At 70.3% G+C, this 25,998-nt stretch carries 22 protein-coding genes and 1 tRNA gene; 16 read left to right on the forward strand and 7 right to left on the reverse strand.

Annotated features, from left to right (window positions below; translation table 11 throughout):
- Positions 1-4 precede the first annotated feature (4 nt).
- The 3 genes from NJ4_RS15295 (at position 5) to NJ4_RS15305 (ending at position 3,042) form a co-directional block, all read left to right on the forward strand.
- Positions 5-1,261: an ABC transporter substrate-binding protein gene (locus NJ4_RS15295; protein ID WP_067436970.1), complete on the forward strand. Its 1,257-nt coding sequence runs from the start codon at positions 5-7 to the stop codon at positions 1,259-1,261.
- A gap of 120 nt (positions 1,262-1,381) precedes the next feature.
- Positions 1,382-2,425 carry an LLM class F420-dependent oxidoreductase gene (locus NJ4_RS15300; RefSeq protein ID WP_067436973.1) on the forward strand — a complete coding sequence of 348 codons (1,044 nt, stop codon included), beginning with the start codon at positions 1,382-1,384 and terminating at the stop codon, positions 2,423-2,425.
- Positions 2,426-2,439: 14 nt separating this feature from the next.
- The gene (locus tag NJ4_RS15305) at positions 2,440-3,042 is read left to right on the forward strand and encodes a TetR/AcrR family transcriptional regulator (RefSeq protein WP_067436976.1); all 603 of its coding nucleotides are present in this window, start codon (positions 2,440-2,442) and stop codon (positions 3,040-3,042) included.
- Positions 3,043-3,104: 62 nt separating this feature from the next.
- Here the strand turns inward: NJ4_RS15305 and NJ4_RS15310 are convergent, their stop codons facing one another.
- Complete coding sequence (locus NJ4_RS15310; protein ID WP_067436980.1) at positions 3,105-3,893, reverse strand: GIDE domain-containing protein; 789 nt, start codon at positions 3,891-3,893, stop codon at positions 3,105-3,107.
- Positions 3,894-4,091: 198 nt separating this feature from the next.
- On the opposite strand from NJ4_RS15310, the gene NJ4_RS15315 reads away from it, so the two are divergent.
- Genes NJ4_RS15315 through NJ4_RS15325 form a run of 3 tightly spaced genes read left to right on the forward strand, consistent with a single transcriptional unit; the run spans position 4,092 to position 9,131 of the window.
- A complete protein-coding gene (locus tag NJ4_RS15315; protein ID WP_322787625.1) occupies positions 4,092-5,594 on the forward strand; it encodes an MFS transporter in 1,503 nt (500 codons plus the stop codon).
- A gap of 7 nt (positions 5,595-5,601) precedes the next feature.
- Entirely contained in the window at positions 5,602-7,740 is a 2,139-nt protein-coding gene (locus tag NJ4_RS15320; RefSeq protein WP_067436983.1) for a molybdopterin oxidoreductase family protein, read from the forward strand.
- The gene (locus NJ4_RS15325; protein WP_245644588.1) at positions 7,737-9,131 is read left to right on the forward strand and encodes an FAD-dependent oxidoreductase; all 1,395 of its coding nucleotides are present in this window, start codon (positions 7,737-7,739) and stop codon (positions 9,129-9,131) included. Before NJ4_RS15320 ends, NJ4_RS15325 begins: the two co-directional genes overlap by 4 nt.
- Before the next feature lie 48 nt (positions 9,132-9,179).
- Here the strand turns inward: NJ4_RS15325 and NJ4_RS25705 are convergent, their stop codons facing one another.
- On the reverse strand, positions 9,180-9,338 hold the full coding sequence (locus NJ4_RS25705) for a heme biosynthesis protein HemY (protein ID WP_157551160.1): 159 nt from the start codon (positions 9,336-9,338) through the stop codon (positions 9,180-9,182).
- A 150-nt stretch (positions 9,339-9,488) separates the two neighbouring features.
- Here NJ4_RS25705 and nirB point away from each other — a divergent pair, with 150 nt between their 5' ends.
- From nirB to NJ4_RS15345, 4 genes are read left to right on the forward strand one after another with little or no spacing between them, the layout of a single operon-like run.
- Positions 9,489-12,059: a nitrite reductase large subunit NirB gene (nirB, locus tag NJ4_RS15330; protein ID WP_067436985.1), complete on the forward strand. Its 2,571-nt coding sequence runs from the start codon at positions 9,489-9,491 to the stop codon at positions 12,057-12,059.
- Positions 12,056-12,400, forward strand: a complete 345-nt coding sequence (nirD, locus tag NJ4_RS15335) for a nitrite reductase small subunit NirD (protein ID WP_067436988.1) — start codon at positions 12,056-12,058, stop codon at positions 12,398-12,400. Before nirB ends, nirD begins: the two co-directional genes overlap by 4 nt.
- Positions 12,397-13,506, forward strand: a complete 1,110-nt coding sequence (locus tag NJ4_RS15340) for a uroporphyrinogen-III synthase (RefSeq protein ID WP_067436990.1) — start codon at positions 12,397-12,399, stop codon at positions 13,504-13,506. The genes nirD and NJ4_RS15340 overlap by 4 nt, the downstream gene beginning before the upstream one ends.
- Entirely contained in the window at positions 13,503-14,240 is a 738-nt protein-coding gene (locus NJ4_RS15345) for a sirohydrochlorin chelatase (RefSeq protein WP_067436992.1), read from the forward strand. The genes NJ4_RS15340 and NJ4_RS15345 overlap by 4 nt, the downstream gene beginning before the upstream one ends.
- A gap of 3 nt (positions 14,241-14,243) precedes the next feature.
- On the opposite strand, the gene ispF is transcribed toward NJ4_RS15345, so the two are convergent.
- Positions 14,244-14,717 carry a 2-C-methyl-D-erythritol 2,4-cyclodiphosphate synthase gene (gene ispF / locus NJ4_RS15350; RefSeq protein WP_067436995.1) on the reverse strand — a complete coding sequence of 158 codons (474 nt, stop codon included), beginning with the start codon at positions 14,715-14,717 and terminating at the stop codon, positions 14,244-14,246.
- A 9-nt stretch (positions 14,718-14,726) separates the two neighbouring features.
- Here ispF and NJ4_RS15355 point away from each other — a divergent pair, with 9 nt between their 5' ends.
- The 5 genes from NJ4_RS15355 (at position 14,727) to NJ4_RS15375 (ending at position 21,288) form a co-directional block, all read left to right on the forward strand.
- Positions 14,727-16,271 carry a molybdopterin-dependent oxidoreductase gene (locus NJ4_RS15355; protein ID WP_245644589.1) on the forward strand — a complete coding sequence of 515 codons (1,545 nt, stop codon included), beginning with the start codon at positions 14,727-14,729 and terminating at the stop codon, positions 16,269-16,271.
- Positions 16,268-17,032: an SDR family NAD(P)-dependent oxidoreductase gene (locus NJ4_RS15360; RefSeq protein ID WP_067436998.1), complete on the forward strand. Its 765-nt coding sequence runs from the start codon at positions 16,268-16,270 to the stop codon at positions 17,030-17,032. Before NJ4_RS15355 ends, NJ4_RS15360 begins: the two co-directional genes overlap by 4 nt.
- Before the next feature lie 146 nt (positions 17,033-17,178).
- Positions 17,179-18,615, forward strand: a complete 1,437-nt coding sequence (cysS, locus tag NJ4_RS15365) for a cysteine--tRNA ligase (protein WP_067437002.1) — start codon at positions 17,179-17,181, stop codon at positions 18,613-18,615.
- Position 18,616: 1 nt separating this feature from the next.
- Entirely contained in the window at positions 18,617-19,579 is a 963-nt protein-coding gene (gene rlmB / locus NJ4_RS15370; RefSeq protein WP_067437004.1) for a 23S rRNA (guanosine(2251)-2'-O)-methyltransferase RlmB, read from the forward strand.
- Positions 19,580-19,701: 122 nt separating this feature from the next.
- Positions 19,702-21,288, forward strand: a complete 1,587-nt coding sequence (locus tag NJ4_RS15375; RefSeq protein WP_067437007.1) for a hypothetical protein — start codon at positions 19,702-19,704, stop codon at positions 21,286-21,288.
- Positions 21,289-21,352: 64 nt separating this feature from the next.
- Here NJ4_RS15375 and NJ4_RS15380 read toward each other — a convergent pair whose 3' ends face one another.
- The 4 genes from NJ4_RS15380 to NJ4_RS15395 all read right to left on the reverse strand — a co-directional run bounded on the left by NJ4_RS15380 (position 21,353) and on the right by NJ4_RS15395 (position 25,315).
- The gene (locus NJ4_RS15380) at positions 21,353-22,558 is read right to left on the reverse strand and encodes a DUF4032 domain-containing protein (protein WP_067437052.1); all 1,206 of its coding nucleotides are present in this window, start codon (positions 22,556-22,558) and stop codon (positions 21,353-21,355) included.
- A gap of 311 nt (positions 22,559-22,869) precedes the next feature.
- Positions 22,870-24,699, reverse strand: coding sequence for an alpha-amylase family glycosyl hydrolase (locus tag NJ4_RS15385; protein ID WP_067437013.1), 1,830 nt, complete (start codon positions 24,697-24,699; stop codon positions 22,870-22,872).
- A gap of 24 nt (positions 24,700-24,723) precedes the next feature.
- Complete coding sequence (soxR, locus tag NJ4_RS15390) at positions 24,724-25,167, reverse strand: redox-sensitive transcriptional activator SoxR (protein WP_067437016.1); 444 nt, start codon at positions 25,165-25,167, stop codon at positions 24,724-24,726.
- A 75-nt stretch (positions 25,168-25,242) separates the two neighbouring features.
- A tRNA-Thr gene (locus tag NJ4_RS15395) sits at positions 25,243-25,315 on the reverse strand.
- A 97-nt stretch (positions 25,316-25,412) separates the two neighbouring features.
- On the opposite strand from NJ4_RS15395, the gene NJ4_RS26955 reads away from it, so the two are divergent.
- The gene (locus NJ4_RS26955; protein ID WP_067437055.1) at positions 25,413-25,985 is read left to right on the forward strand and encodes a sugar O-acetyltransferase; all 573 of its coding nucleotides are present in this window, start codon (positions 25,413-25,415) and stop codon (positions 25,983-25,985) included.
- The last annotated feature ends 13 nt before the right edge of the window (positions 25,986-25,998 follow it).

Below are 25,998 nucleotides of genomic sequence, written 5' to 3' on the forward strand. Positions count from 1 at the left end.
ATCCATGAAGAGCCAACGCGCGACTCGACGCCTGGCGGCGATCGGAGCCCTGACCGCACTCATCCTGGTCGCTGCCTGCGGCGGCCGGAGTGACTCCGACGACGCCGGGGGTACCCCCGGCTTCGACGGGGAGAAGTTCACGCTCGGGGCGCTCACTCCCACGAGTGGTCGAGTCGCGGTGATCGGCAACCCGGTGACGCTCGGCAACGAGATCTACTTCAAGCAACTCAACGAGGCCGGAGGCGTGGCGGGCAAGTATCCGGTCGAGCTCATCATCCGCGATACCAAGTACGAAGCACCGACCGCGGCCCAGGAGTACCAGGCGACCAAGGACGACGTCGCCATGTACGTGCAGGTGCTCGGCACCCAGGTGGTCAGCTCACTCCTTCCGGACCTGACCGCCGACGGCGTCATCGCCTCACCGGCCTCCCTCGACTCGTTCTGGGTGCGCGAGCCGAACCTGCTGCCGTGGGGCGGGCCGTACCAGATTCAGGTGATCAACGGCGTCGAGTGGTACCTCACCGAGGGCGGCGGCAAAGGCAGCACCGTCTGCTCCATGGTCCAGGACGACGCGTACGGCGCGACCGGCAAGCAGGGACTGGACTTTGTGGCCGGCCAGCTCGACCTCGACGTCGCAGCTGAAGTGGAGTTCAGCCTCGGCACCACCGACTACACGACCCAGATCAACCAGCTCCAGGGGCGCGGCTGCGAGACAGTGCTGCTGACGGCAACGCCGGCGGATGCTGCTGCGACCTTGGCCAAGGCAGCCCAGGTCGGGTTCGAGCCCAAGTGGCTGGGTCAGTCGCCGTCGTGGTTGAAAGCGCTCTTCGAGGGCGACCTGCGCAAGTACGCCGAGAAGAACCTGCTGATCCTGGCCGAGGGTGGCGCATGGGATCCGGCGGCATCACCGGGAATGAAGAACCTGATCGCGGCGATGAAGACGTATGCGCCGGACGCCAAGCCCGACTGGTACATCACCGTCGGCTGGGTCCAGGCGATGGCCGCGCACCAGGTGCTGGAGGAAGCCGTCAAGTCCGGAGACATGACTCGCGAAGGCATGCTGGACGCGATGAACAACCTGGACGTGATCACCGCCGACGGGCTGTTCGGGGACTACGCGTGGGGTGATGCCGAGACACGCAACCCGCCGCGGACCAGCACGGTGTACGGAGTGGACATTGCCGGCTCCCCGATCGGCCTGACCCCGGTCGTCGAGAACTACACGGGCACGTCGGCGGAGGCCTTCAACTTCGACGACTGAGCCCTCCTCGGGTCCCGGTGGTCTGCCGGAAGTGATACATCTTGTGGCCACCGGGCCCGTTCGGGCCCGGTGGCCTACGCAGCAGAGGAGAAGGAAGATGCGGACGTTCGGGAGGCGCGCGTGCTGATCGATGCCAATGTAGGAGGCCCGCTCGACGGCACCGCGGGCGGCTCCGTTGTCGAGTTGAAGGAGCAGTTCGGCGAGGTCGGCGAGATCGGGTACGACGGGGTCTGGACGACCGAGGTCGGACGCGACCCGTTCCTGCCGTTGCTGCTCGCTGCTGAGCACCTCGGCGACGTCACCATCGGCTCCTCGATCGCGGTCGCCTTCGCCCGCAGCCCGATGACGCTGGCCACCACGGCCAACGATCTCCAGTCGTTCAGCTGTGGGCGCTTCGTTCTGGGCCTCGGGTCCCAGATCAAGGCGCACATCGAGCGCCGTTACAGCATGCCCTGGTCGAAGCCAGCCGCACGGATGGAGGAGTTCATCTCCGCTCTCCGGGCGATCTGGAGCGCCTGGGAGAGCGGGGAGCGGCTCCGGTTCGAGGGCGAGTTCTACCGGCACACGTTGATGACGCCGATGTTCACCCCGGAGCCCCACCAGTGGGGGCCGCCGCCGGTCCTGTTGGCGGCGGTCGGCCCGGGGATGACCCGGACCGCGGCCAGGGTCGCGGACGGTCTGATCGCGCACTCGTTCACGACCGCGAAGTACCTCACCGAGGCGACCCTGCCACGGCTCGAGGCCGAGCTGGCCGAGGCCGGGCGGCCCCGTTCCGGGTTCACGTTGTCCTACCCGGGACTCGTGGTCACCGGAGGATCGGACCGCGAGCTCGAGACGGCTGCCGCCGCCGTCCGCGGTCAGATCGCGTTCTACGGCGCCACTCCGGCGTACCGGGACGTGCTCGACTGCCACGGCTGGGGAGACCTGCACGAGGAACTGCACCGACTGTCGCTCCGGGGCGAGTGGCAGACGATGGCCGGGCTCATCGATGACGAGGTGCTGTCCACGTTCGCCGTGGTGGGTACTCCTGAGCAGGCCGGTGCCGAGGCCGGACGCCGGTACTCCGGGCTGGTCGACCGCTTCACCTACTATGCGCCCTATGCCACCTCAGTGGACGTGCGCCGCCGCTTCGTCGCATCGGCGCGTGAGGTGGTCGGCACCTGAGAGGGGTGGACGTGATGAACGACGAGAACGGCGCCGAACGGTCCACGCGTGTTCGTGACCCTGATCGGGCGGAAAAGATCCTCGCAGCAGCGGCGAGGCTGTTCGCCGTACAAGGGTTTCATGCAGTGAGCCTGGCCGACATCGGTCGCGAGGCCGGCATCGTCGGATCGGGGATCTACCGGCACTTCGACAACAAGTTGGCAGTGCTCGTCGCACTGCTCGACCAATCCCTGGCCGAGTTGATGGAGCGGACTGACGAGCTCCAGGCCGTCGACCTCCCGCCGGAGGAGGCGATGGGCCTCCTGGTGCAGCACCAGGTGGACTTCTGCATCCGGCACAGGCTGTCGGTGCAGCTGTACCGCACCGAGTTCACCGCCTTGACCCCGGACGACGCCCGTAGGCTTCGGCGTCAGCAGCGGCGCTACATCGAGGAGTGGGTGGGCACCCTGGGCGAGATGCGTCCAGAGCTGACCGCCGCCAAGGCCCGAGCCCTGGTCCACGTGACCATCGGTGCCATCCAGAGCATCGTCACCCATGACAGCGGTCTCGACACCGACGAGCTGACCTCCATGTTGGGTGCCGTGGCGCAACGTTGCCTGACCACCCAATTGCCGTAAGCCCCGGCCGGGAACCACGAGGTCCGCACACCGGCTGCGCGCCAGCCGGGCGCTCCCGGAGGTCAGCGCACGAACGCCCAGACCGCCAGGCCGATCGCGAGCACGACGAGCGTCACTGAGCCGAGCAGGTAGAGCAGCGCCTGCTTCTTGTGGTCCGCTAGCAGCTCGTCCTCCGACTCGGTGGAGATGGTCAGCCCTTCCCTGCCCTTCGGGTCGCGGACCTCGAGCGTGCCGTTGCGGTCGCGCGCTTCACCGCGCACGAAGACGCGGGTCTCGGGCAGCAGCACCCACTCCTCGTACTCGAAGCCGATCGTGTCGCCGTCGCTCGCGCCCAGACCGATCTGGAACCCACCGAACGAGATCGAGCGACCCTCCGCCTCGGCCTCCCGGAACTCGCTGACGCTCTTGCGAGCGCTCGTGACCCCGTGCGCGTTCGGGACCACGAGGATCGTGCCCTCCCCGTCGTCGAGGGTGAACGCGTCGCGGGTGAAGCTGTCGGTGACGACCTCCTCCTTCGTGCGGGTGCGTCGATGGCCGTCCTTGTCGCGGTAGACGTCCTTGTAGCGCCGGGTCACGCGGTGCTTGTGCCACACGCACTCGGTCTTCGAGATCTCCGAGACCAGCAGGCCCCGGGGCCCGGCCTTCGCCGTGCCGTCGAGCTCGACCACCTCGGCGTACGACCCGGCACCGGCGGCGTCGGTGGCCGCCTGGTGCAGCTCGTGCAGGGTGGCGGTGGTGCTGGTCTCGGTGAGCAGCATCGCGCGGTACTTCCCGCGTGTCTCCCGCGACATCCAGAACGCGCCCGCACCCACGACCAACGCCAGCGTGGCTCCTGCCAGATACGACCACATGTCCGGGTCCTCTCCTCGTGCGTACGACGACCGCGCGGTGTTCCACGCGGTCGGTGCCCCTCTACCCGGTGGCCGCGCAGCCCACACCTGTCCGTGAGGTGGTGAGCACAAGTTGACACCTGCGTGAAACAAACCGTTCCCGGCGCGAAATCTGCGCTGCCTAGGTTCCTCGGCATCCGAACCCACGAGGAGTCGATCGTGACCACCACCGCACCCCCGCCCTCCCGGCCCGCGCCGGCCGCCATGAAGGGCGGCACCTGGATCGAGGACTGGCGCCCCGAGGAGCCCGAGTTCTGGGAGAACGGCGGCGCGCAGGTCGCCCGGCGCAACCTGGTCTGGTCGATCTTCTCCGAGCACCTCGGCTTCTCGGTGTGGCTGCTGTGGAGCGTCAGCGCCGCCATGCTGCTCAAGGTCGGCTTCGACTTCACCACGTCGCAGCTGTTCCTGCTGGTCGCCGTACCGAACCTGGTCGGCTCCCTGATCCGGCTGCCCTACACCTTCGCGGTGCCGAAGTTCGGCGGGCGCAACTGGACGGTCGTGAGCGCAACCCTGCTGCTGATCCCGACCCTGCTGTTCGCGCACTTCGTGCAGCGCCCCGAGACGCCGTACTGGGTGTTCCTGGTGGTCGCGGCGACGGCCGGCTTCGGCGGCGGCAACTTCGCCTCCTCGATGGCGAACATCAACTTCTTCTACCCGGCCAAGCGCAAGGGCACGGCGCTCGGGCTCAACGCGGCCGGCGGCAACCTCGGCGTCGCGGTGATCCAGTTCTTCCTGCCGATCGTGGTGGGCGGGGCCGGCGCGTTCGGGCTGGTCAAGGCGAGTGAGAGCGGCCTGGCGCTGCAACGCGCCGGCTACCTGTACGCCGCCCTGGCCGTGCTGGGCGCGGTCTGCGCGTGGTTCTTCATGAACAACCTGGCCGCCGCGCGCTCGAAGCCGCGCGAGCAGCTGGCCGTCGTGAAGTACAAGCACACCTGGGTGATGTCGTTCCTCTACATCGGCACGTTCGGCTCGTTCATCGGCTACTCCGCCGCGATGCCGCTGCTGATCAAGCTCAACTTCTGGGTGCCCACCGCCGACGGCGCCGGCGCCGGCATCAACTTCGCCTACTACGCGTTCCTCGGTGCCCTGGTCGGCTCCGTGGCCCGCCCGTTCGGTGGCTGGCTGGCCGACAAGTACGGCGGCGCGCGGGTCACACTCTGGACGTTCGTGGCGATGATCGTCGGCACCCTGGCCGTGCTCTGGACCCTCTCGCAGCTCACCCCGAACCCGACGGCCAGCGTGGCGATCGCGGAGCAGAACCAGCAGTGGTTCCCGTGGTTCCTCGGCTTCTTCCTCTTCGTCTTCGCGGCCAGCGGCATCGGCAACGGGTCGACGTACCGGATGATCCCGCTGATCTGGGCCCGCCAGGCGCGCACCACCACCGCGGACGGCACGCCGGAGCGGGCCGCCGCCCTGGCCCGGGCGACCAAGGAGTCGTCGGCGGTGATCGGCATCGCGGGTGCGACCGGTGCGATCGGCGGCTTCCTGATCCCGATGACGTTCGGCGCCCCGTGGATCGAGGACCCGGTGGCCGCGGTGAAGAGCGCGTTCCTGGTCTTCACCGGGTTCTACGCGGTGTGCCTGGGCGTCACCTGGTTCTTCTACACCCGCCGCGCCTTCCTGGTCGGCCGGGTGCCCAGCCTGGCCGGCGCAGGGATCTAGGCCCCGCATGACCACCGAGACCCACTGCCCCTACTGCTCGCTGCAGTGCGGGATGCGGCTGGCCCCGGCCTCCGGGCTGTCCTCGGGGTCCGGGCCGCTCCCGGCCCGGACCGCGCTCGAGGTCACCGAGTGGCCGGAGTTCCCGGTCAACCGGGGCGCCCTGTGCCGGAAGGGGTGGACGTCGACGGGGCTGCACCGGCACCGCGAGCGGCTGACCCAGCCGCTGGTCCGCTCCACCGAGACGGGCGAGCTGGCGCCGGCATCCTGGGAGGAGGCGCTCGACCTGATCGGCGACCGTCTCCTTGCCTTGCGCCGCGAGCACGGCGCCGACGCGATCGGGGTCTTCGGCGGGGGTGGCCTGACCAACGAGAAGGCCTACCAGCTCGGCAAGTTCGCCCGGGTGGCGATCGGCACCAGCCAGATCGACTACAACGGTCGGTGGTGCATGTCGTCGGCCGCCTCCGCGGGGACCCGCGCGCTGGGCTTGGATCGCGGTCTGCCGTTTCCCCTTGCCGACATCGAGCACACCGACGTCGTCGTGCTGGCCGGGTCGAACCTGGCCGAGACGATGCCGCCGGCGGCGCGTCACCTCGCTGCCCTGCGCGAGCGCGGCGGCACGGTCGTGGTGATCGACCCGCGGCAGACCTCGACCGCTGCTCAGGCCGACGTCTTCGTGCAGCCGGTGCCCGGCACCGACCTGGCGCTGGCGCAGGCCGTCCTGCACCAGCTCGTGGCCGACGGCAACGTCGACTCGGACTATGTCGAGTCGCGTACGACGGGCTTCTCGTCCGTGCGCGACTCGGTGGCGTCGTGGTGGCCGGAGCGAGCGGAGCGCGTCACGGGCGTGCCGGCCTCCGAGATCCGTGCCCTGGCTGGGTTGCTGGGCACCGCGGAGAAGGTGATGGTGCTGACCGCGCGCGGCGCCGAGCAGCATGCATCCGGGTCGGACACCGTGCTGGCGTGGATCAACGTCGCGCTGACTCTGGGCATGTGCGGCCGGGAGCACGCCGGCTACGGCTGCCTGACCGGGCAGGGCAACGGGCAGGGTGGACGCGAGCACGGGCAGAAGGCCGACCAGCTTCCCGGCTACCGGATGATCGACGATCCTGAGGCCCGCTCGCACGTTGCCTCGGTGTGGGGTGTGCCGCCCGAATCCCTGCCAGGCAAGGGAAAATCAGCCTACGAGCTGCTCTCCTCCCTCGGTGAGCCGGACGGAGTGAAGGCCCTGCTGGTCTTCGGCTCCAACATCGTGGTCTCCGCCCCGAACGCCTCCTTCGTCTCCACGCGGCTCGATGCCCTCGATCTGCTGGTGGTGGCCGACATCGTTCTCTCGGAGACCGCTGCCCGCGCGGACGTCGTACTGCCTGTCACGCAGTGGGCAGAGGAGACCGGCACGATGACCAACCTCGAGGGCCGCGTGATCCTGCGCCAGCAGGCGATCACGCCACCAGTCGGCGTGGTCAGCGACCTGGCCATCCTGCAGGGCCTCGCGGAACGGCTGGACTCGCCGGTCGACTTCGCCACCGACCCGGAGACGATCTTCGCCGAGCTCGGCCGCGCCTCCGCAGGCGGCAAGGCCGACTACGCCGGCATCACCTACGACCGGATCCGCGACGAGCGGGGCGTGTTCTGGCCCTGCCCCTCGCCCGAGCACGCGGGCACGCCGCGGATGTTCCTCTCAGCGTTCGGCCACGAGGACGGCCGGGCCCGCTTCCACGTCGTCGAGCACCGGGGTGCCGTGGAGCAGCCCGACGCGGAGTATCCGCTGCACCTCACCACCGGGCGGGTGCTTGCCCAGTACCAGTCCGGAGCCCAGACCCGGCGGGTGCGCGACCTGCCTGACGACGGGCCCTTCGTGGAGCTGCACCCGATGCTGGCCCGGCGTCTCTCGGTGGAGGACGGCCAGCCGGTCCGGTTGGCCACTCGCCGCGGCGAGATGACCGCACCCGCCCGGGTGGTCGACACGATCCGCCCCGACGCCGTGTTCGTGCCGTTCCACTGGGTCGGCGCCAACCTGCTCACCAACGATGCGCTCGACCCGGCCTCCCGGATGCCGGAGTTCAAGGCCTGCGCGGTGGCCCTGTCACGTGCGGACCGGGCTGCGCCCGCACTGGCGGCTGCGCCGGAACTGGGGGCTGCACCGTGAGGGGCGAACGCCTGGTCATCGTCGGCAACGGGATGGCCGCCACCCGGTTGGTCGAGATGCTCGTCGCCCGGCGGTACGACGGCCACATCACGGTGATCGGCGAGGAGCCGGTGCCGGCGTACAACCGGATCCTGCTCTCGGCCGTGCTCGAGGGCACGCACCGCGCCGAGGCGCTGACCATGCGCGACCCGGAGTGGTTCGCCTCGGTCGGCGTGGACCTGCGCCTGGGCAGCCGGGTGCTGCAGGTCTCGCGCAAGGAGTCCGACGCGATGCTGGTCGACGGGACCACGATCCCGTGGGACCGGCTGGTGCTGGCCACCGGCGCGATCCCGACGCTGCCGCCGATCCGCGGGCTGGTGCAGCTGGACGGCCAGCTGCACCCGAAGGTGCACGCGTTCCGCAGCCTGGCTGACTGCAACGGCCTCCTGACCGCGCTCGACGAGCGGCCCGGTCAACGCGCGGTCGTCGTCGGCGGTGGCCTGCTCGGCCTCCAGGTCGCCCGTGCCCTCAGTGTTCGCGGCGTCGCCACCGAGATCGTCGAGGGCAGCGAGCACCTGCTCTCTGCTCAGCTCGACGAGCGTGGTGCCTCGATTCTCAAGCGTGGGTTGAAGAAACTCGGCACCGAGGTCTACGCCGGTGCTCGCGCCGTCCGCCTCACCGACGAGGGCCTGAGGCTCGACAACGGCTACACGTTGGAGACCGACCTCGTCATTCTCACCGCCGGTGGACGCCCCTCGACGGCGCTGGCCCGGCAGGCCGAGCTCTACGTGCGGCGCGGTGTCGTGGTCGACGGGCACCTCGCCTCGATCACCGACCCGCGGGTGCACGCGATCGGGGACTGCGCGGAGTACGCCGGCAAGGTCACCGGGTTCGTGCCGCCCGCCTGGGAGCAGGCCGTCGTCCTCGCCGAGCACCTGTGCGGCGGCGACACGGTGTACGACGGGTCGCGTTCGGTGGCCCGGCTGCGGGCCAGTGACCTCGAGGTGGCGGTGCTCGGCGACCCGGAGCGCACCGACGGGGAGGTGGTCGAGGTGACCAACCCGATCGCCGGCACCCACCGCAAACTGGTGGTCCGGGGTGGGGTGATCGTCGCCGCGGCCCTGGTCGGAGACCTGGCCCGGGTCGGGCTGATCACCCAGCTCTACGACCGGCGCACGATCCTGGGCGCGCACGAGCCGGGGGAGCTGCTCTCCGCCGAGCGCGCCACGGCCGCCGAGTCGCTCGCGCTGCCCGATGACGCGGAGGTCTGTGCCTGCGCCGGGGTCAGCGCCGGACGGATCCGCGGCTGCCGCACGCTCGACGAGGTGCGCGGCTCGACCCGCGCCACCACCGGCTGCGGCGGGTGCACGTCGGTGGTCGAACAACTCCTCTTCCCCGTCGGCTCGAGTTGACGGGGAGAACCGCCGAATCGCCACGAGTTGACGGTCCGATCGGCGTGCTCAGCCCGGGTACCGCATGAGGAAGTCGTGGTCGGTGTTCCTGCCACCCTCGGGGTCCCGCGGCGGCTCGGTGTCATTGACCTCGACGGTGTCTTCGAGGCGCAACGGCTCGGGCAGCCTCGCGAAGCGATTCGTCGGCATCTCCGGCTCGTCAGCCATCACGGAATCCTCTCGTCGGTCAACCCAGAGTAGCCACGGGCCGGCGACGGGTCGGTGAAGAAGGGTTTTCATCCCCGAAACAAAGCGAAACCCTCCAGTCAACATGGGCCGCCTAACTTCCTAGTCACAGGTTGTCAGGAAGGACTCCTCATGAGCACACGCAAGAGACTTGTCGTCATCGGGAACGGCATGGTCGGTCACCGCTTCGTCCAGGCCGCCATCGAACGCGGCCTCACCGAGCGGTTCGACGTCGTGGTGGTCGGCGAGGAGCCGCGGCCGGCGTACGACCGGGTGGCACTCACCTCGTTCTTCGAGGTCGGCGCCGAGCAGCTGTCCTACCTGCCCTCCGGGGCGTACGACGACCCGCGGGTGCGGCTGGTGCTCGACACCCCGGTCACCGCGATCGACCGTGACGCCCGCACCGTGAGCCTGGCCGACGGCGAGGTGATCGGGTTCGACGTGGCCGTGCTGGCCACCGGCGCCGCACCGTTCGTGCCGCCGGTGCCCGGCAACGACCTCGGCAACGTCTTCGTCTACCGCACGATCGAGGACCTCGAGGCGATCCGCGAGGCGTCGACGACCGCGCAGGCCGGGGTCGTCATCGGCGGTGGCCTGCTCGGCCTCGAAGCGGCCAATGCCCTGCACCAGTTGGGGATCGAGGCCCACGTCGTCGAGATGGCGCCGCGACTGATGGCGGTGCAGATCGACGACGCCGGTGGTGCCACGTTGAAGCGGCACATCGAGCAGCTGGGCCTCACCGTGCACACGTCGGTGATGACCGAGTGCATCGAGGGCACCGACGGGCTGGTCAGCGGGCTGCGGTTCAAGGACAGTGACGAGCCGCTGGACGTCGACCTGGTGATCTTCTCCGCCGGCATCCGGCCCCGCGACCGGCTGGCCCGCGACTGCGGGCTCGACGTCGCCGAGCGCGGCGGCATCCTGGTCGACCCGCAGATGCGCACCAGCGACCCCGCGATCTACGCGATCGGTGAGTGCGCGGCCCCCGCAGGCACGATGTACGGCCTGGTCGCCCCCGGCTACCAGATGGCGGAGGTGGCCGTCGACGCGCTGGTCAACGACGAGAGCTCGGCGGCCTTCGAGGGAGCCGACATGTCCACCAAGCTCAAGCTCCTCGGCGTCGACGTGGCCAGCTTCGGCGACGCCTTCGCCACCACGGAGGGCGCACTCGAGCTGGTCTTCGCCGACGCAGTCGCGGGGGTCTACAAGAAGCTCGTCGTCTCATCCGAGGGCGACCGGCTGCTGGGCGGCATCCTGGTCGGGGACGCGTCGGCGTACGGCGTGCTGCGACCGATGGTCTCCAGCGGCATGGCACTGCCCGACAACCCCGAAGAGCTGATCCTGCCGGCCGCGCGCGGCGGCGAGCCGGTGAAGCTCGGCATGCCCGACGAGGCCGTGGTCTGCTCCTGCAACAACATCACCAAGGGCTCCATCTGCGGCACCATCGACGCCGAGGGTTGCACCGACCTGCCGTGCGTGAAGGCGTGCACGAAGGCCGGCACGGTCTGCGGCTCGTGCGTGCCGATCGTGAAGAACCTGCTCGCCGAGCGCCTCGAGGCCGCGGGCCAGACGGTGAGCAAGGGGATCTGCGAGCACTTCGACCTGACCCGTCAGGAGCTCTTCGACGTCATCGCAGTCCACGGCTTCCAGCGCTTCGACGACATCGTCACCGCGCACGGCCGCGGCCGCGGGTGCGACATCTGCAAGCCGGCCGTCGCCTCGATCCTGGCCAGCCAGTTCAACGGCCACGTGCTCGACAGCACCACCGCGAACCTGCAGGACACCAACGACGCCTACCTGGCCAACATCCAGCGCAACGGCACCTACTCGGTCGTGCCGCGGATCCCGGGCGGCGAGATCACCGCCGACAAGCTGATCGTGATCGGCGAGGTGGCCCGCGACTTCGACCTCTACACGAAGATCACCGGGGGCCAGCGGATCGACCTGTTCGGTGCCCGCATGGAGCAGCTGCCACAGATCTGGAAGCGACTGGTGGACGCGGGCTTCGAGTCCGGCCACGCCTACGGCAAGTCGCTGCGCACGGTGAAGTCGTGCGTGGGCTCGACGTGGTGCCGCTTCGGCGTGCAGGACTCGGTGCAGATGGCGATCGACCTCGAGCTGCGCTACCGCGGGCTCCGTTCCCCGCACAAGCTCAAGGGCGGCGTCAGCGGGTGCGCCCGCGAGTGCGCCGAGGCCCGCGGCAAGGACTTCGGCATCATCGCCACCGAGAAGGGCTGGAACCTCTACGTCTGCGGCAACGGGGGAGCGATCCCGGCGCACGCGCAGCTGCTGGCCAGCGACCTGTCGGGTGCGGACCTGGTCCGCTTCCTCGACCGGTTCCTGATGTACTACATCCGCACCGCAGACCGCCTGCAACGTACGTCGACCTGGCTCGGCACGATCGACGGTGGGCTCGAGCGGGTCCGTGAGATCGTGGTGGACGACGCCCTGGGTCTCGGCGCCGAACTGGAGGCGGAGATGGCACGCCACGTGGACTCCTACTTCGACGAGTGGAAGGCCACCATCGAGGACGAGGAGAAGCTCTCCCGCTTCGTCTCGTTCGTCAACGCCCCCGGTGTGCCCGACCCGAACATCAGCTTCGACACCACGCGCGGCCAGATCCGGCCCACCCAGGGCGACGAGCCGGTCTCGCTCGGGGCCAGCATCCCCGTCGGGATGCCGACCGCGGCGGTCCTGCGATGACCGGACGGGAGTGGGAGCCGATCTGCCCGCTGACCGCTCTCGAGGTCGAGCGCGGTGTGACGGCACTGGTGCACGGGCAGGCGGTCGCGATCTTCCGCACCCACGACGACGAGGTCTTCGCGCTCGGCAACTACGACCCCTTCGCCAAGGCCAGCGTGCTGGCCCGCGGCATCGTTGGCACCCGCGGTGAGATCCCGTTCGTGGCCTCGCCGATGCACAAGCACGCGTTCGACCTGCGCACCGGCCAGTGTCTCGACGACGACCACGTCCACGTGCCGTCGTACGTCGTCCGCGTGGTGGAGGGCGTCGTCCAGGTCGGGCAGCGCGTGGAGGCGGCATGACCGGCGATCGGCCTCTCGAGGGTTTCCGGGTCGGGGTCACTGCGGCCCGCAAGGCCGAGGAGCAACGTGCCCTGTTGGAGCGGCGCGGCGCCCAGGTCGAGTGGTCGCCGATGCTGTCGGTGGAGCCGAACAAGATCGACGCCGGGCTGCGGGAGGCCACCGAGCGGGTGCTGGCCGAGCCGGTCGACCTGTTCGTGGCCACCACCGGCATCGGCCTGACGTCCTGGTTCGCCGCGGTCGAGGATTGGGGTCTGCGCGAACGGCTCCTGGCCTCGTTGGCGCAGGCGGAGATCCTGGCCCGTGGCCCCAAGTCGGTCGGTGCCCTGCGCCGGGCCGGGTTGCGCGAGCTGTGGGCTCCGGAGTCCGAACGCTTCGAGGACGTGCTCGCCCACCTGCGCGGTCGTGATCTCTCCGGCCTGCGCATCGTCGTGCAGGAGCACGGCCAGTCTCTCTCCGCCGTGGCGCACGCGCTGCGGCGGCAGGGAGCGGACGTCGACGTGGTCACCGTCTATCGGGTCGAGGGGCCCGAGGACCCGGCGCCCGCCTTTCGCATGGTCGACCTGATCGCGGAGCGCAAGCTGGACGCGGTGACGTTCACCGCCGCCCCGGCGGTGGCCGCCCTGATGGACCTGGCCGGGGCGGTCGGCCTGCGCGACGAGGTCGTGGCCGCCTTCCAGGCCGACGTGGTCGCCGCCTGCGTGGGCCCGGTGACCGCCGCTGCGTTCGAGATGTGGGGCGTGCCGACGGTGCAGCCGGAGCGTTCCCGCACCGCGGCCCTGGTCAAGCTGCTGGAGACCGAGCTGCCGGTGCGCCGTGCCGGTCAGGCATTCGACGTCGCCGGTCACGTGCTGTTGCTGCACGGCGACCAGGTGCTGCTCGACGGCGTGCCCGTGCACCTGTCACCGTCGCCGATGGCGGTGCTGCAGGCGCTGGCGGTCAACCCCGGACACGTCGTCCCGCGGCGCGAGCTGCTGGCCGCTCTGCCGACCGGACAGGCCGCCTCCGAGCACGCGGTGGAGATGGCAGTGGCTCGGTTGCGTGCGGCCCTCGGCACCCGTGTCGTGCAGACAGTCGTCAAGCGGGGTTATCGATTGGCGACTCCATGACGGTCGGTTTCGGCCAGGCGCCCGGGCGCGGGTCCGCGACGTTGCCTTCGTTGGTCACCGTCGCGCACGGCACCAGGTTGTCGGCCGGCAACCGGGTCGCGGTGGCGATCACGGCCCAGGCCCGGCGCCGCCTGGAGGTGCCCGGCACCACGTCGTACGTCGAGCTGTGTCGGCCTCGCTTCACGGACGTGATGGCTGGCAGCCACGGACCGTCGGTGGCGGTGCCACTGCTGCTCTCGTCGGGCTTCCACACCCGGGTCGACCTGCCCGCGGCCGTGGCCCGCTCGCCGTACCCGGTGCGGCTGGCCGGTCCGCTCGGCCCGCACCCGCTGCTTGCCGAGGTGATGCTCCGACGTCTGCTGGGCGCCTGCGCCCGCCCCGACGACCCTGTGGTGATGGCCGCCGCGGGGTCGAACGACCCGGCGGCGCTGGTCGACCTCGCCGAGATGACCAGGCTGCTGCAGCGGCGTTGGGACGCCCCGGTGCACCTGGCCACGGTCACCGGCTGCGGGCCGAGGTTGTTCGACACGGTCGCGGCCGCGCGCACCGGGGGCCGGGTTGCCGTGGTGCCCTACCTGCTCGCGCCGGGGCACTTCCTCGGGCAGGTCCGCCGGCGCGCCGCCTCGGCAGGAGCGTCCCTGGTGGCCGACGTGATCGGTGCCGACCCGTTGGTCGCCGAGCTCGTCGTACGCCGATTCGCCGCCGCCCTGCGCGACCAGTCCCGCGCCGCCTGACCCTCAGACGATCAGGGCGGTGGCGATGGCGGCGACACCTTCGCCTCGCCCGGTCAGGCCCAGGCCGTCGGTGGTGGTCGCCGAGATCGACACCGGGGCGCCGACGACCTCGGAGAGCACGCGCTGCGCCTCGTCACGCCGTGAGCCCAGCCGGGGTCGGTTGCCGATCACCTGGATCGCCACGTTGCCGATCGTGAAGCCCTCCGCCCGCACGCGTCGTACGGTCTCGGCCAGCAGCGCGGTGCCCGACGCACCCGCCCACTCCGGCTCGGCCGTGCCGTAGTTCGTGCCGAGGTCACCCAGCCCGGCCGCGGAGAACAACGCGTCGCAGGCGGCGTGGGCGGCGACGTCGGCGTCGGAGTGGCCCTCGAGTCCGGCCGGCTCGTCGGGCCAGGCCAGGCCGGCCAGCATCATCGGCCGGTCGACGGCGAATTTGTGGACGTCGGTGCCGATGCCTGTGCGGGGGGTCGGAGTCACGAGACAATGATGCCTGAGAACATGGACGTCGTGACGACCCCCCGAGGAGCCTGGTCGGCCGCCGGTGCCGTGGCCGGTGTGGCAGGACTGGCCGTGAGCCATGCCGCGACCATGGTCCTGACGCTGCGCTCATCGCCGCTGGTCGCCGTCGCCGAGCTGGTCATCCAGCACGTGCCGGGTGTGGTGGCCGAACGCGTGATCGAGTTCCTCGGCACCAAGGACAAGCCGTTCCTGGTCGTCGTCATCTTCATCCTGATGATGCTGTTCGCGATGTGGGCCGGTCGGCTCGCAGAACGCTCCTGGTGGAAGCCGATCCTGGTCTGGCTCGGCATGGGCGGATTCGCGCTGCTCGCGGTCCTGACCCGCTTCGACGCGACCGCGCTCGACTACCTGCCGGTCACTGCCGGTGTGGTCACCTGGATCGTCGTCCTCTCCTTCGTCACCGAGCCGCTGCACTCGATCGATGCCGAGAGCGACACCCCCGCGGACGGCAGGTCCCGACGCAGCTTCATCATCCGCAGCACGGTGCTCGGCGTGGCCGGCATCGGTGTCGGCATCTTCGGCCAGAACTTCGGGGCCAAGCGCCGCCACGTCGAACAGACCCGGCGGCTGCTGAACCTCCCGATCACCGACCGCATGCCGCCGATGGGGGTGCACGTCGAGCTCGACGACCTTCCCCCGTGGCAGACGCCGAACGGGGTCTTCTACAAGATCCACACCGCGGTCGTCGTACCCACGATCGAGCCGCAGGACTGGTCGCTGCGCATCCACGGCCTGGTCGACCAGGAGATCACCCTGACCTACCAGGAGCTGATCGACCGCCCGATCATCCAACGCTGGATCACCCTGAACTGCGTCTCCAACCCGGTCGGCGGTCCACTGATCGGCAACGCCTGGTGGTCCGGCGTCCGGCTGTCCGACCTGCTCGAGGAGGCCGGCGTCTCCGCCGAGGCCGACGCGATCCTGCAGACCTCGCAGGACGGATGGACCTGCGGTACGCCGATCGAGGCGGTCACCGATCCCGAACGCCACGCCATGCTGGCGATCGGGATGAACGGCGACGCGCTGCCCATCGATCACGGCTTCCCCGTGCGCACCGTGGTGCCGGGGCTCTACGGCTACGTCTCGGCCTGCAAGTGGGTGGTCGACATCGAGGTGACGAAGTTCGAGGACTTCGAGGCCTACTGGACCGGCAAGGGCTGGTCCGAGAAAGGTCCGGTCAAGATCGCCTCGCGCATCGACGCGCCGCAGAACGGCGACGACGTCGAGGTCGGCGTGGTCTCGATCGGCGGCCACGCGTGGGCCCAGCACACCGGGATCAGCAGCGTCGAGGTGGCCATCGACGGTGGCGACTGGGCGCCGGTCGAGCTCGGATTCGTGCCCAACACCGACACCTGGGTGCAGTGGAAGGCCGACGTGGAGCTGGAAGAGGGCGATCACACCGTGCTGGTGCGTGCGGTCGGCGCCGACGGCGAGACCCAGACCGGTGTCGAGCGCGACACCGCTCCCGACGGTGCCACCGGCTGGCACCAGATCGAGGTGACCGCGAAATGACCTTCCCCACGCACGGTGCGGCCCTCGTGGTCGGCGGCAGCGGCGGCCTGGGCGCCGCCACGGCCCGCTTGCTGGCCTCCCGGGGCAGCCACGTCGCGCTCACCTTCCACGCCAACGTCGACGCCGGTACGACGACCGCAGCCTCCTGCCGCGAGTGGGGCGTCCGCGCCGCGGCGTACCGTCTCGACGTGGGCTCACCGGCTGACTGTGTCGAGGTGGTCGCCCGGGTCGTCGAGGAGTTCGGCGGGCTGCACACCTTGGTGCACGCGGCCGGACCCCACGTGCCGATGACCCATCTCTCGCGGGTCGACCCTGGCGACATGGCCCGGCAGCTGGCCGCCGACCCGGCCGGATTCTTCAACGTGGTCCACCCCGCACTGCCGCACCTGCGTGCCAGCGGCGGCTCGATCGTGGCGGTCACCACCGCGGCAACTGCCCGCTTCCCGGTCCGCGACGGGCTCTCCGCCGGGCCCAAGGGGGCGGTCGAGGCACTGGTCCGCGGGCTCGCGGCCGAGGAGGGACGGTTCGGCGTACGCGTCAACGCGGTAGGGCCCGGCATGCTCACCGACGGCATGGCCGCCCGCCTGATCGACTCGGGCGAGCTCTCGGAGGCGGCCCTCGAGGTGACCCGCGACAACATTCCGCTGCGCCGGTTCGGCAACGCCCGCGACATCGCCGAGGCGGTCTGCTTCCTGGCCTCCGACGCGGCCGGCTTCATCTCCGGCCAGAAGCTGGACGTCGACGGCGGCTACTCCACCTGAGCCCCCTTCGGGATACTCCCTGACGTTCGGACCTCGGGAAATGCCGCGGGAGGGTCCGAACGTCAGGGAGTATCCCGTTCGAAGGGGCCAAACGTCAGGGAGTATCGAATCGTCAGGGGGGTGGGGCGACCCCTAGGATTGGGCGGGTGAGCCTCCAGTTCTATGACACCGCGACCCGCGAAGTGCGTGACTTCGTGCCCCTCGAGGAGGGGAAGGCCGGCATCTACCTGTGCGGGCTCACGGTGCAGTCGGAGCCGCACGTCGGGCACATCCGTTCGGGCGTGAACTTCGACGTGCTGCAACGGTGGCTGCGGGCCTCCGGTTACCAGGTGACGTTCATCCGCAACACCACCGACATCGACGACAAGATCCTGATCAAGGCCGCCGAGCAGGGCCGCCCCTGGTACAACCTCGCCTACGACATGTCGCGCGAGCTGACCAAGGCGTACGCCGCCCTCAACGTCGCTCCGCCGACCTACGAACCGGCGGCCACCGGCCACATCCCGGAGATGGTCGAGCTGATCTCCGAGCTGATCGAGCGTGGCCACGCCTACGCGGCCGAGGACGGCTCGGGTGACGTCTACTTCGACGTCCGGTCCTGGCCGGCGTACGGCGAGCTGTCGGGGCAGCGGATCGACGACATGGAGGCGGCCGCCGACGCCGACCCGCGCGGCAAGCGCGACCCCCGTGACTTCGCCCTGTGGAAGGGCCAGAAGTTGGGGACGGAGCCGGACACCGCCGCGTGGCCGAGCCCGTGGGGCAAGGGACGTCCGGGTTGGCACATCGAGTGCTCGGCGATGGCCGGCAAGTACCTCGGCACCGCCTTCGACATCCACGGCGGCGGCCTGGACCTGCGCTTCCCCCACCACGAGAACGAGCAGGCGCAGTCGCGCGCGGCCGGCCACCCGTTCGCGTCGTACTGGCTGCACAACGCCTGGATCACCACCTCCGGCGAGAAGATGAGCAAGTCGCTCGGCAACTCGCTGCTGGTGCCCAACGTGCTCGAGCGGGTGCGGGCCATCGAGCTCCGGTTCTACATGGTCTCCGCCCACTACCGCTCGCACGTCGAGTTCAGCTTCGAGGCGCTCGACGAGGCCGCGGTGGGCTTCCGTCGCATCGAGAACTTCCTGGCCCGTGCCGCCGCCGAGCTCGGCGAGGTGCCGACCGGTGGGCTGCTCTGCGCCGACTTCGTCAACGCCATGGACGACGACCTCGGTACGCCGGCCGCGGTCGCGGCGATCCACGACGTGGTGCGTGAGGGCAACAAGCTGCTGGGCACGGGCTCGACCGACGCGCTGCGCGGGAACGCCGCATCAGTGCGGGCCATGCTCGACGTGCTCGGCCTCGACCCCGCCGACCCCGCGTTCGTGAGCGGCTCGACCGGCCAGACCGACAAGCTGAGCGCCGCGGTCGACGTACTCATCACCACCCTGCTCGAGCAGCGCAACGAGGCGCGGGCAGCCAAGGACTACGCCACCGCCGACGCGATCCGCGATCGCATCAAGGCGGCCGGCATCGAGATCGAGGACACGCCCAGCGGTCCGCAGTGGTCTCTCGAGACAACCGAAGTGGAGCAGAGCTGACATGCCCGGGAACTCACAGCGCAAGGGTGCGATCAAGAAGACCGGCAAGGGCAACCCCACGGCCGGATCCGGTGGCCGGGTCAAGCGCGGTCTCGAGGGCAAGGGCCCCACCCCACGCGCCGTGGACCGTCCCTACCACCAGGCGCACAAGAAGAAGGTGAAGGCCGAGAAGTCGGCGGCCAAGCGCCCGCGCCGGGTCACCAAGGGCGGTGACTCCGAGTGGGTCGCCGGCCGCAACTCCGTCGTCGAGGCGCTGCGGGCGAACATGCCGGTCACCGCGCTGTACGTCGTGGAGGGCACCGAGCGTGACGGGCGGCTGCGTGAGGCGTTCGCGCTCGCGGCCGACGGCGGCGTCTCGCTGCTGGAGGTCTCCCGCGGGGAGATGGACCGCCTGACCGCCGGTGCCGTGCACCAGGGCCTGGCCGCGCGCGTGCCCGCCTACGAGTACGCCGACCCCGACGACCTGCTCGAGGCCGCTGCGGCCAATCTCGAGAAGCCGCTGATCGTGGCGCTCGACTCCGTGACCGACCCGCGCAACCTGGGCGCGATCGTGCGCTCGGCCTCCGGGTTCGGTGCGCACGGCGTGCTGATCCCCGAGCGGCGTGCCGCCGGCATGACGGCCAGCGCCTGGAAGACCTCGGCCGGCGCCGCGGCCCGGATCCCCGTCGCCCAGGCGGTCAACCTGGTCCGCCAGCTCAAGGCCTACCAGGCCGCCGGCTGCATGGTGATCGGCCTGGCCGCCGACGGTGACCTGTCGCTGACCGAGCTCGACACGCCCGAGGTGGATCTCGCCAAGGGACCACTGGTCGTCGTGGTCGGCTCCGAGGGCAAGGGCCTGGGCCGGTTGGTCAGCGAGACCTGCGACCACCTGGTCTCGATCCCGATGTCGAGCGGCCTGGAGTCGCTCAATGCCGGCGTGGCCGCGTCGGTCACCCTCTACGCGATCGCCCAGGCGCGCGCCTGAGCGTTCGTCGTACGGCGAAGGTGGTCTCGCCGGGCTCGACCATCCAGGGCTCGACCGTCCAGGGGTCGACCATCAGGCGGGTTCTGGCCCGTGAGGTGGGTCTCGGTCGTTAGGGTCGAGGCATGGCTGTGGGGAGACGGACCTGGGCGCGCGTCGGGGGCTATGCCCTGGCGTGGCTGCTGCTGGCCGTCCCGTCGGCAATCGCGATCTTCCTGAACTCCAGCACCACGGTCACCGTGGCCAGTCATGACGCCGAGGTGCAGCCGACCCTGCACCGCTACGTCACGATCCGCACGGGGCCGTTCCTGCCCGACGTACGCCGCCGCACCGACGGGCTGATCGGGGTCGACGTCCGGCTCGGCAAGACCGAGGCCGACTCGACCGAGGCCCTGGTTGAGCGCTACGCGTTCATCGCCTCGCAGCCGGACTCCCAGATCGTGATCGTCGAGGATGCGGTCAAGGAGCTGGCCTGGGACGCGGCCGCGCGGGGCGCCGTACTCGCCGTCTTCCCGCTGCTGCTGTGGGCACTGATCGGCAAGCAGCGTCGCCGCGAGGTCTTCGGCAGGACCCCGAGACGGCGGGCCGTGGCGGCAATCGCGACCGGTACGACGATCGCGGCGACCGTGGTGCTCGTGGTCAAGCCGTGGCAGTCCGACGATGCCCTGATCGTGGACCAGTCCGACTGGCAGAGCCTCGCCTCCTACCTGCCCGAGTTCGACGTCCCGGCCGAGGCCCGTGGCATCGAGGTGCAGGGCACCCTGGCCGCCGGTGGCACGAAGCGCCTGGTGCTCAGCGCGGTCGACACCTATCGGGTGAGCAAGGAGTTCTACCAGGGGGCACGCGAGAAGGCCGAGCAGCTCGACCTGCGCCGGCCCGAGGAGGGCGAGACCGTGGCGCTGATCGTCTCCGACCGCCACGACAACATCGGGATGGACCCGGTGGCCCGAGCGATCGCCGATCGTGCTGACGCGACGGCGGTGCTCAACGCCGGCGACGACACCTCGACCGGCTCGCGGTGGGAGGCGTTCTCCCTCGACTCCCTGGACGACGCGTTCGGGGACTACGCCCGGTTCGCCGTGCAGGGCAACCACGACCACGGGTCGTTCGTGCAGGGCTATCTCGAGGACCGCGGCTGGCAGACCGCCAGCACCCAGGTGCTCGAGGGCCCCGGCGGCGGCCGGCTGATGGCCTTCAACGACCCACGCTCCAGCGGCCTGGGCAACTGGCGCGACACCCCCGGGCTGACCGTCAACGAGCTGGCGGTGCGCATCGCCGATGACGTGTGCGCGGCCGACGAACGAGTGAACACCCTGCTGGTGCACGACATCGACATGGGTACGCCGTCCCTCGAGCGCGGCTGCGTCGACCTGGTGATCTCGGGCCACGTGCACGTGCAGGTCGGCCCCGACGCGGTCAAGGGCAGCAACGGCGAGGTGGGCTACAACTACACCAACGGCACGACCGGTGGGGCGGCCTACGCGGTGGCGGTCGGCAGCAAGCTGCGGCGCCCGGCGGAGGTCACTCTGGTCACCTATCGCGACGGCCGACCGGTCGGGCTGCAGCCGGTCACGTTGCAGACCAACGGCGTGTTCCAGGTCGACGACTACATCCCGCTGGCCTACGGCTCGAAGGACGTCGCCGACGCAGGGCGGCGCAGCAGCACGAAGCCGGGCCCGGGAACGCGCACGGCGGGCGGCAGACGCCGCTAGCTCCCGGCGGTGGTTTCGGCGGTGGTTTCGACGGATTCGTGATGGCCGCCTCAGCAGGTCAGGCTCAGCTGCTCGGCATGGGCGGACGCTGGGGGAGCTGGGTGGCGATGAAGTCGCGCGCGGTGTCGAAGATGTCGACCTCGTGCCCGGCCGCCTCGGAGAGGAACCAGCGGTGCACGAGCACCTCGTGGAACAGCTCGGCCGGCTCGAGGCGCCCGCGGAGGTCGGAGGGCACCATCGCCCTGATCGGCTCGTAGACCTTGACCAGCCACTGGTTGGCCACCACCTCGGGGTCTTCGTCACCGAGTCCGAGGTGGGCGGTGTAGGCGGCCAGGTCGTTGAGCAGCCGCCGAGCCTGGTTCTCCTCGACGTGCAACCCGGTGAGCCCGGCCAGCTCCCGGGTGTGGTGACCGAGCTCGACCACCTTGGGTTGCAGCAGGTAGCGGTCGCCCTCGGGTGTGGCCACCATCTCGATCTCGTCGACGTCGAAGCCCAGCTCGTTGAGCCGCTCGATGCGTTGCTCGACGTGCCACATCTCTTCTGCGCCGAACTCCTCGGCACCGGTGAGCTCGCCCCACAGGGCGTCGTACCGCTCCTGCAGGAGGGTGATCACCACGCTCGGGTCGACCGACTCCTTCAGGTCTCCGCTGGCGGTGAGGTCGAGCAGCTCGGCGTACACGTTCTCGCAGCCCACCGAGACGTCGTGCTCACGCATCGCGTCGGACAGGGTGGACTTCAGCTCGCCGGTCTCGGCGTCGACCAGGTAGGCCGCGAACTCGCCGGCGTTGCGTCGGAACAGCACGTTCGACAGCGACACGTCGCCCCAGTAGAAGTTGGCCAGGTGGAGCCGCACGAGCAGCACCACCATCGCGTCGATGATCGCCGGGAGCTCCTTGGCCCCCAGCCCGTGGGAGAACAGCCAGCGGTAGGGAAGGGAGAAGCGCAGGTGGCGGGTGATCAGCACCGACGGCAACGGGTTGCCGGCGGGGCCGGTGCGCCCGGTGACGACCCCGAGCGGTTCCACACTGGGCAGGTTGCGGGAGCCGAGCTCGCGCAGCATGCGGTATTCGCGGTGGGCCAGCTGCTCCTCGGTCTCCTTGGCGACGTAGGTGCTGCCGCCGACTCCGGTGGTGATGATGCGAACCACGTGCCGCGAGAGTCCCTGCGGCAGCGGGACCAGGTGCACCTCGTCCCACTCGGCCAGTGGTTGGGACCACGGCAGGGGGAGCAGGGCCGGATCTGGCCGGCTCGCCACGACGCGCAGGGGCATGGTCACATCGTGGCCCTTGAGTCCATCGCTGTCGAGCGGTTGCCGCGCGCCGCTGGTTGACGAGGTCGCTCCGGCGACCGTCTCGAGACCAAGGCGTCCTTGAGTGCACGATCCGTGTTCATCTCGGCGCGGAATCGAGCACGGATCGTGCACTCAACGCGTGGGCGTGTGAATGTTGGTACGCCGGGCGCTCGTTAGCTCGCCGCCCGCCGGTGGTCGACTCGTGCGCGGCGCTCGCCGCCCGCCGCTGGTCAACTCGTGCGCGGCGCCCGCCGCCCGCCGCTGGTCGACTCGCCGCTGCGCGAGGACGATCAGACTGCCAGCACCTGCAGGGACGGGCCGTCACCGGAGACCAGCGCACCGTCGGCGACGGATGCGCCACCCGTGGACATCAACGTCTCGCGGACCACCAGTCCGTCGAGCATGACCGCCGGCCCGGCAGCACGGCGTACGACGACCAGCACGTCGCCGTCGGCGTGCTCGCGCAGGAAGACCAGCGCATCGTCGGCGACATGGGCCCAGCGCAGGCCGCCGCGACGTAGGGCCGTGTGCTCTCGCCGGAGCCGGGCCAGGTCGGAGTAGACGGTGAAGGTCTCGTGGTCCCACTCGTCGCGGCGGCCCCAGGGCATCGTCCGGCGTGAGTCTTCACCGAGCACCCCCTCGAGGCCGATCTCGTCGCCGGCGAAGACCATCGGCACGCCGGGCAGCGTGAACTGCAGGGCGGCCGCGACCTGGTGCCGGGCGGCCGAGCCGGTGAGGGTGCGGATGCGGGCGCTGTCGTGCGAGCCGAGGATGTTCCACGACGCGCCGGACGTGCGCCAGCCGTAGCGGGCCAGCCACATGCGCATCGACGCGACGACCTGTTGCCCGGTGCGTTGCGCGACCGGGACCGGGGTGCCGAACGAACGTGCCTCGGTCTCGTCGGCGCGCAGCCATTCCCAGACCGGCCAGGAGAAGCCGGAGTAGTTCATGATGCCGTGCCAGCCGTCGCCGGGCACGTCGTTCGATCCGTCGTGGTTGTGCTCGCCGAGCACCAACGCGTCCTCGCGCACGACGGTCGCGGTTCGGCGGACGGCCCGGGCGACCTCGTGGTTGAGGTCGATCTCGCGGAGCCGCCCGGTCATGTTGGCGACGTCGATGCGCCAGCCGTCGAGGCCGTACGGCGGCCGCAGCCACCGCCCCACGACCGAGTCGGGGCCGTCGGTGAACGCGTTGCGCAGTGCGGGAGCGGCGTGGTTGAGCTTGGGCAGCGTCTGGTGGCCCATCCAGGTGGCGTAGCTGCCGTCGGCCTCGAAGCAGTACCAGCTGCGGTGAGGGTCCTGCTCGTCGGCGGCCGCAGCGCGGAACCACTCGTGGGTGTCGCCGGTGTGGTTGGTGGTGAGGTCGCCGAGGATCCGCCACCCGCGCTCGTGGACGGCCGCGGTGAGCCGGGCGTAGGCCTCGTCGCCGCCGAGCAGTGGGTCGACCCGGTCGAAGGTCGAGGCGTTGTAGCGGTGGTTGGACTCTCCGGGGAAGACCGGGGTCGTGTAGACGATGTCGGCGCCGACCTGCGCCACGTGGTCGAGGTGCTCGGTGATGCCGTCGAGGTCGCCGCCGAAGAACTGCAGGGGAGTGCGGGGGTCGCTGCCCTCGAAGACCACCTCGTCGTCCCAGGCCGCGGGGGTGGCCCATGTCGGGGTCTCTCGTTCATCGGCGGCCGCGGACCGGGCGAACCGGTCGGGGAAGATCTGGTAGACGACGCCGTCGCGGGACCAGCCCGGAGCCGGCTGGTGCGAGCTGAGCGTGAAGTCGAAGGCGTCCGGCACGTCATGGTCGAAGACGCCGGCCCCGGTCAGCCAGCGTTGGGAGCGGTCCGCGCCGACGAGCAGGAACCGGTAGTGCATGACCGGGTTGTGCAGGGGGAGTTTCGCCTGCCACCACACGCGATCCGCGGAGTCGGGTCCAGCTTCGGTGTCGGTCGTGGTCTCCGCTGCGCGCAGGAAGACCGGCTCGGCGTCGGTCGTCGTACGCACCCAGATCTCGGCGGTGCCGTCACCGCCGGGAGTGCTGCAGCGGATGCCGACCAGGTCACCCGGCGCGGGGGACTCGTCGTCGACGTAGAGAGGTGACCCGTCGTGGTGGGGCTCGCGCAGGAGATCCATGCCCACCAGTGTGGCGGGTCGGGCTCACTGGTGCGGGGTCGGCTCCAGGAACACCGCGCCGGGCCCGCGCGGGGCGACCTCGTCGTGGGGATTGCTCAACGCACACGTCTTCAGGCTCAGGCAGCCGCAGCCGATGCAGCTGTCGAGCTTGTCGCGAAGTCGCTCGATGCGTTCGATCTGCTCGTCGAGGCGCTCGCGCCACAGGCGACTGAGGCGGGTCCAGTCGGCCTTCGTCGGCGTGCGGTTCTCCGGGAGCGTGGCCAGCGCCTCGCCGATCTCCTCGAGAGTGAGCCCCACCGTCTGTGCACTTCGGATGAAGGCGAGGCGGCGCAGCGTCGAGGCCGTGTAGCGGCGCTGGTTGCCCGTGGTGCGCACCGACTGCACGAGCCCACGCGACTCGTAGAACCTGATCGCCGAGGTGGCGACGCCGGCGCGCTCGGAGAGGTGGCCGATCGTCAGTTGTTTCATGGGAACCTCAAGTGACCTTGAACTTGAGGTCCAGTGTGCCACGAAGAGCAAACCTGGCAAGGAGCGTGTGATCGGAGCCGGAGACAGGAGTCGAACCTGCGACATTCGCTTTACAAGAGCGACGCTCTACCAACTGAGCTACACCGGCATGCATTGCCCGGGGCAACGCAGAAGAAAGTCTAACCGGCCGCCTCTCGTGGTTGCGCCACGTGGTCCCGCCCGGGACCGGTCCCTACGCTGAGACCATGACGACCAACGACGACCGGACCATGTGGGAGCGGATGAAGGCCGGCGACCCCTACATCGCCGACGACCCACGGCTCGAGGAGGAGAACCACCGCGGCCGTGACCTGATGGCGGCGTACAACGCGACCACCTCCCGGCAGCGGCCGTTGCGGCGCCACCTGCTGGAGGAGCTGCTCGCCTCGATCGGGGAGGACACGGAGCTCCGCTCACCGCTGTACGTCGACTACGGGAGCAACATCTCGATCGGCGCCCGGACGTTCGCGAACTACGGCCTGGTCGCGCTCGACGTCGCGACGATCACCATCGGCAACGACGTGCAGATCGGGCCGAACGTCCAACTCCTCACCCCGACCCACCCGGTCGAGCCGGAGCCCCGGCGCGAGAAGTGGGAGTCGGCCCAACCCATCACGATCGGTGACAACGTGTGGCTCGGCGGCGGCGTGATCGTGTGCCCCGGAGTGACGATCGGCGAGAACACCGTGGTGGGCGCCGGGTCGGTTGTGCCCAAGGACCTTCCCGCCAACGTGGTCGCGGTCGGCAACCCCGCCCGGGTGGTGCGCAGCCTCGACTGAGCTTCCCCGTTGC

This window comes from Nocardioides jensenii JCM 1364 = NBRC 14755 (assembly GCF_001552535.1).
Classification (GTDB): Bacteria; Actinomycetota; Actinomycetes; order Propionibacteriales; family Nocardioidaceae; genus Nocardioides; species Nocardioides jensenii.

Bases quoted from the DNA above. Each gene is read 5' to 3' on its own strand.
- NJ4_RS15295 (WP_067436970.1), top strand. From the start codon at position 5: ATGAAGAGCCAACGCGCGACTCGACGCCTGGCGGCGATCGGAGCCCTG.
- NJ4_RS15355 (WP_245644589.1), top strand. From the start codon at position 14,727: ATGCCTGAGAACATGGACGTCGTGACGACCCCCCGAGGAGCCTGGTCG.
- NJ4_RS15320 (WP_067436983.1), top strand. From the start codon at position 5,602: ATGACCACCGAGACCCACTGCCCCTACTGCTCGCTGCAGTGCGGGATG.
- NJ4_RS15380 (WP_067437052.1), bottom strand. From the start codon at position 22,558: ATGCCCCTGCGCGTCGTGGCGAGCCGGCCAGATCCGGCCCTGCTCCCC.
- soxR (WP_067437016.1), bottom strand. From the start codon at position 25,167: ATGAAACAACTGACGATCGGCCACCTCTCCGAGCGCGCCGGCGTCGCC.
- NJ4_RS15375 (WP_067437007.1), top strand. From the start codon at position 19,702: ATGGCTGTGGGGAGACGGACCTGGGCGCGCGTCGGGGGCTATGCCCTG.
- NJ4_RS15345 (WP_067436992.1), top strand. From the start codon at position 13,503: ATGACGGTCGGTTTCGGCCAGGCGCCCGGGCGCGGGTCCGCGACGTTG.
- NJ4_RS25705 (WP_157551160.1), bottom strand. From the start codon at position 9,338: ATGGCTGACGAGCCGGAGATGCCGACGAATCGCTTCGCGAGGCTGCCC.
- NJ4_RS15360 (WP_067436998.1), top strand. From the start codon at position 16,268: ATGACCTTCCCCACGCACGGTGCGGCCCTCGTGGTCGGCGGCAGCGGC.
- nirB (WP_067436985.1), top strand. From the start codon at position 9,489: ATGAGCACACGCAAGAGACTTGTCGTCATCGGGAACGGCATGGTCGGT.
- nirD (WP_067436988.1), top strand. From the start codon at position 12,056: ATGACCGGACGGGAGTGGGAGCCGATCTGCCCGCTGACCGCTCTCGAG.
- NJ4_RS15305 (WP_067436976.1), top strand. From the start codon at position 2,440: ATGAACGACGAGAACGGCGCCGAACGGTCCACGCGTGTTCGTGACCCT.
- NJ4_RS15310 (WP_067436980.1), bottom strand. From the start codon at position 3,893: ATGTGGTCGTATCTGGCAGGAGCCACGCTGGCGTTGGTCGTGGGTGCG.
- rlmB (WP_067437004.1), top strand. From the start codon at position 18,617: ATGCCCGGGAACTCACAGCGCAAGGGTGCGATCAAGAAGACCGGCAAG.
- NJ4_RS15340 (WP_067436990.1), top strand. From the start codon at position 12,397: ATGACCGGCGATCGGCCTCTCGAGGGTTTCCGGGTCGGGGTCACTGCG.
- NJ4_RS26955 (WP_067437055.1), top strand. From the start codon at position 25,413: ATGACGACCAACGACGACCGGACCATGTGGGAGCGGATGAAGGCCGGC.
- NJ4_RS15385 (WP_067437013.1), bottom strand. From the start codon at position 24,699: ATGGATCTCCTGCGCGAGCCCCACCACGACGGGTCACCTCTCTACGTC.